The sequence below is a fragment of the Falsiroseomonas oryzae genome (assembly GCF_027856955.1).
GTDB lineage: Bacteria > Pseudomonadota > Alphaproteobacteria > Acetobacterales > Acetobacteraceae > Falsiroseomonas > Falsiroseomonas oryzae.
The window spans coordinates 1-4,266 of record NZ_JAPSMD010000447.1; the positions used below are offsets into that span (position 1 = coordinate 1).

Sequence of the window (4,266 nt, forward strand, 5' to 3'; positions counted from 1 at the left end):
CCGGGCGTGCTCCCCTTCCGCTTCTTCGAGCGCGCGGTGGATCCGGTGGCGCCGCCCGGCGCGCCGGCGGCGCGCGCGCTGGGCGTGCCGGTGCCGGCGGATGCGCCGCCGCGATCCCTGCTCGGCTTCTACTGGCACTTCGCCCGCCAGGCGCGCGCGCTGTTCGGCGCGCTGTTCCTGGCCGGGCTGGCCGTGGCGCTGCTCGACCTGCTGATCCCCGTCTTCATCGGCCGCGTCGTCGGCCTGCTGGAACGGCACGGTCCCGGCGGCATCTGGGCGGAGGCGGGCGGCACGATGGCGGCGATGGCGGCGGTGCTGCTGGTCTGCCGGCCGGTCGCGATCCTGTGCCAGAACCTGGTGACGCAGCAGGGCATCATCCCTGGCGTCACCAGCATGATCCGCTGGCAGAGCCACTGGCACGTGGTGCGCCAGGGCCTGCCCTTCTTCCAGGAGGATTTCGCCGGCCGCATCGCCAACCGCGTGATGCAGGCCGGACCCGCGCTGCGCGAGAGCGTGGTGCAGTCCGTCAACGCCGTCTGGTACATCCTGGTCTATGGCGCCGGCGCGGTGCTGGCGCTGGCCAGCACGGATGCGCGGCTGGCGATCCCCATTCTCTGCTGGTTCGCCCTCTACGCCACGCTGCTGCGCATCATCGTCCCGCGCATGCGCGACCGCGCGCGCAAGGCCAGCGAGGCGCGCAGCGCGCTGACCGGGCGGGTGGTGGACAGCTACACCAACATCATGACCGTCAAGCTGTTCGCCCGCGCCGAGCAGGAGGACGCGCATGTGCGCGAGGCGCTGGAGCGGCTGAACCACGATTTCGGGCGGCAGACGCGGCTGGTCACACTGAACGCGCTGCTGCTCTCGACCCTCAACGCGACCCTGATCGTCTCGACCGCGGGGCTGGCCGTTTGGCTCTGGTCGCGGGGCGAGATCGAGCTGGCCGTCGTCGCCGCGGCGCTGCCGATGGCCTGGCAGATCGCCAATATCTCCGGCTGGGTCGCGTTCAACGTCGCCGGCATCTTCGAGAACATCGGCGTGGTGCAGGAGGCGATGGGATCGATCGCCGTGCCGCCCACCGCGCCCGACCCGCCCGGTGCGACGCCGCTGGCGGTGACGCGGGGCGAGATCCGCTTCGAGCGGGTGCATTTCGGCTATGGTCGGGAGTCCGGCGTGCTGGCGGGCTTCGACCTGACCGTGTCGCCCGGCGAGCGGGTGGGCCTGGTCGGGCATTCCGGCGCGGGCAAGACCACCGCTCTCAACCTGCTGCTGCGCTTCTTCGACCCCGAGGCGGGGCGGATCCTGGTGGACGGACAGGACATTGCCGGCGTCACGGCCGAATCCCTGCGCGCCGCGGTGGGGGTCGTGACGCAGGACACCGCCCTGCTGCACCGCTCCATCCGCGAGAACATCCGCTATGGCCGGCCCGACGCGACCGAGGACTCGGTGGCGGAGGCCGCGCGGCGGGCGGAGGCGCACGAGTTCATCGCCGCCCTGTCGGACTGGCGCGGGCGGTCGGGCTACGATGCGCATGTCGGCGAGCGCGGCGTGAAGCTTTCGGGCGGGCAGCGCCAGCGCATCGCGATCGCCCGGGTGCTGCTGAAGGACGCGCCGATCCTGGTGCTGGACGAGGCGACCAGCGCGCTCGATTCCGAGGTGGAGGCCGCGATCCAGGAAAGCCTGGACCGGCTGATGGCCGGCAAGACGGTGATCGCGGTGGCGCATCGCTTGTCCACGCTGGCGCGCATGGACCGCCTGGTGGTGCTGGACCATGGCCGCGTGGCGGAGACCGGCACGCATGCGGAACTGCTGGCGCTGGGCGGCGTCTATGCCAGGCTGTGGCAGCGCCAGTCCGGCGGCTTCATCGGCGATTGAACGGCGGGCTCGCGGCCTTGCTGCATTGCGGCAGTCGCCTTGACACCATCCCCCCCGCACCGTAGGAGCAGGCCGCCTTCCGGGCGGGGGACCGCGAGGAGGAGCACGCGTGCCAGAGAACGACGGCTTCGAGGAGCGGTTGCGCAAGGCCCGGGCCCGGCATGGGGTTGATCCCAAGCCGAGCGGCTCCGGGCAGTTGCCGCAAGGGGGCACCTGGGGGATCGGGTTCCGGGCGGGGGTCGAGGTCGTGTCGGCCCTGATCGCGGGCGTCGGGCTGGGGTGGTTGGTGGACCGCTGGCTCGGCACCTGGCCGTGGCTCTTCCTGGTGTTCTTCGTGCTCGGCGGCGCGGCCGGGGTGCTGAACGTCTACCGACTGTTCAATCCGCGGAACGCTGGGAAATAGGCAGCGGCGGGCTCGTCCCGCGCGGTCGACGCGGGAGAGGTTGCGGTGGCGGCGGAAGGCAAGACGATCGACGCGCTCGGCCAGTTCGAGCTTGTGCCCGTGCTGGGCAAGGTCGGTGCCTCGGTCGGGTTCACGCAATCCAGCGCGCACATGCTGCTGGCGGTCGGGCTTATCGTCGCGCTGGTGATGTATGGCATGGCCAAGCGCGCGATCGTGCCGGGCCGCCTGCAGGCCGTGACCGAAAGCACCTACGAATTCGTCCAGGGGCTGTGCCAGAACCAGATCGGGGACGAGGGCAAGAAGTTCTTTCCCTTCGTGTTCGCGCTGTTCATGTTCGTGCTGTTCGGCAACCTGCTCGGTCTGCTGCCCTTCGCCTTCACCTTCACCAGCCACATCGTGGTGACCTTCGCGCTGGCGATGATGGTGTTCGTGCTGATCACCGTCGTGGCGCTGGTGCTGCACGGCCGGAAGTTCTTCGGCTACTTCTTCCCGGAAGGCGCGCCGATCTGGTTGGCGCCGATCATCATTCCGGTGGAGATCGTCTCCTATCTGTCGCGGCCGATCAGCCTGTCGATCCGTCTCTTCGCCAACATGGTCGCCGGCCACGTCATGCTGAAGGTGTTCGCCACCTTCATCGTGCTGCTGGGCGGCCTGGGCGCGGTGGGACCCTTCATCGCGGTGCTGCCGCTGACCGTGAACGTCGCGCTGGTCGGGTTCGAGATCCTCGTGGCCTTCCTGCAGGCCTACGTGTTCGCGATCCTGACCACCATCTACCTGCACGACGCGGTGCACCTGCACTGACCCGCCATGTGACCGGGGTGTGGCGCAACCGCTCGGACAGAACCTCCAAGCTCAGGACGGAAGGATTAGGACAATGGAAGTCGCTGCCGCGAAGGCCCTCGGGGCCGGCATCGCCGTGATCGCGCTGTTCGGCGTGGGTCTCGGCATCGGGAACATCTTCTCCGCGCTGATCAACAGCGTGGCCCGTAACCCGGCGGCGCGCGACGCGGTCTTCCCGATCGGCATCCTGGGCTTCGCGCTGACGGAAGCGGTGGCGCTGTTCGCGCTGCTGATCGCCTTCCTCATCCTCTTCACCTGATCCCGCGCCCGCCGGGCCCGCCCGGCGGGACATGGCGCGCCGCGTGCCGCGCGGCGCGTCCGGGACAGGGTGCGAGAGGGACATGCCATGCCGCAGCTCGATTTCGACAATCCGCTGCTGATCGCCCAGGTCGTCTGGCTGCTGATCATCTTCGGCCTGCTCTACTACGTGCTCTCGACCTACGCGCTGCCGCGCGTGGAAAGCGTGCTGGAGGAGCGGCGGGCACGCATCGCCGCCGACCTCGGCGCTGCCCAGGCCGCCAAGGCCGAGGCGGATGCCGCCATGGCGGCGCATCGTGAGGCCACCGCCAAGGCGCGTGCCGAGGCGCAGTCCGCGATCGCCAGCGCCATGCAGCAGGCCCAGGCGGAAGCCGCCGCGCGCAGCGAGGAACTGAACCGCCGCCTGGCGCAGCAGATCCAGGAGGCCGAGCAGCGTATCGCCGCCGCGCGCGACGCGGCGATGGGCGCGCTGCGCCAGGTCTCGACCGAGACGGCCGAGTCGCTCGTCGCGAAGCTCGCCGGGCGTGCCGACCGCACGCCGGTGACCGCCGCGGTGGATCGCGCGCTCGCCGCGCGCGGCCAGGCCTGAGGGGACGCCGATGCACGCCTACGAGCATTTCTGGCTGGACCCGAAGTTCTGGGTCGCCGTCTCCTTCATCGTCTTCGTCGCGGCGTTCGGGCGCATGGCATGGGCGCGCATCGCGCCGATGCTGGATGCCCGCGCGGCGCGCATCCGCGCCGACCTGGACGAGGCCGCGCGGCTGCGCACCGAGGCCGAGGCGATGCGCGTCCAGGCCGAGGCCGAGCGCGCTGCAGCGCTGCGTGAGGCCGAGGAACTGCTGGCCCGCGCGCGCGTCGAGGCAGAGCGCGTCGCCCAGGCCGCGGCCGCC

At 70.9% G+C, this 4,266-nt stretch carries 6 protein-coding genes; all 6 read left to right on the top strand.

The window, feature by feature from the left end; all coding sequences use genetic code 11:
• The first annotated feature begins 6 nt into the window (after nt 1–6).
• On the top strand, nt 7–1,875 hold the full coding sequence (locus OZN99_RS26645; RefSeq protein ID WP_270938265.1) for an ABC transporter ATP-binding protein: 1,869 nt from the start codon (nt 7–9) through the stop codon (nt 1,873–1,875).
• A 109-nt stretch (nt 1,876–1,984) separates the two neighbouring features.
• The gene (locus tag OZN99_RS26650) at nt 1,985–2,278 is read left to right on the top strand and encodes an AtpZ/AtpI family protein (protein WP_270938260.1); all 294 of its coding nucleotides are present in this window, start codon (nt 1,985–1,987) and stop codon (nt 2,276–2,278) included.
• Nucleotides 2,279–2,323: 45 nt separating this feature from the next.
• On the top strand, nt 2,324–3,079 hold the full coding sequence (locus OZN99_RS26655; protein WP_270938261.1) for a F0F1 ATP synthase subunit A: 756 nt from the start codon (nt 2,324–2,326) through the stop codon (nt 3,077–3,079).
• Between the two features lie 73 nt (nt 3,080–3,152).
• Nucleotides 3,153–3,377, top strand: coding sequence for an ATP synthase subunit C family protein (locus OZN99_RS26660; RefSeq protein WP_270938262.1), 225 nt, complete (start codon nt 3,153–3,155; stop codon nt 3,375–3,377).
• Nucleotides 3,378–3,464: 87 nt separating this feature from the next.
• The gene (locus OZN99_RS26665; protein WP_270938263.1) at nt 3,465–3,965 is read left to right on the top strand and encodes a F0F1 ATP synthase subunit B family protein; all 501 of its coding nucleotides are present in this window, start codon (nt 3,465–3,467) and stop codon (nt 3,963–3,965) included.
• 10 nt (nt 3,966–3,975) lie between these two features.
• Nucleotides 3,976–4,266 (top strand): ATP synthase F0 subunit B (locus tag OZN99_RS26670; protein ID WP_270938264.1); only part of this gene is annotated, 291 nt, incomplete at its 3' end.

What these genes read in the sequence shown, in the direction of transcription:
- OZN99_RS26665 (WP_270938263.1), top strand. Translation starts at nt 3,465, where the DNA reads ATGCCGCAGCTCGATTTCGACAATCCGCTGCTGATCGCCCAGGTCGTC.
- OZN99_RS26660 (WP_270938262.1), top strand. Translation starts at nt 3,153, where the DNA reads ATGGAAGTCGCTGCCGCGAAGGCCCTCGGGGCCGGCATCGCCGTGATC.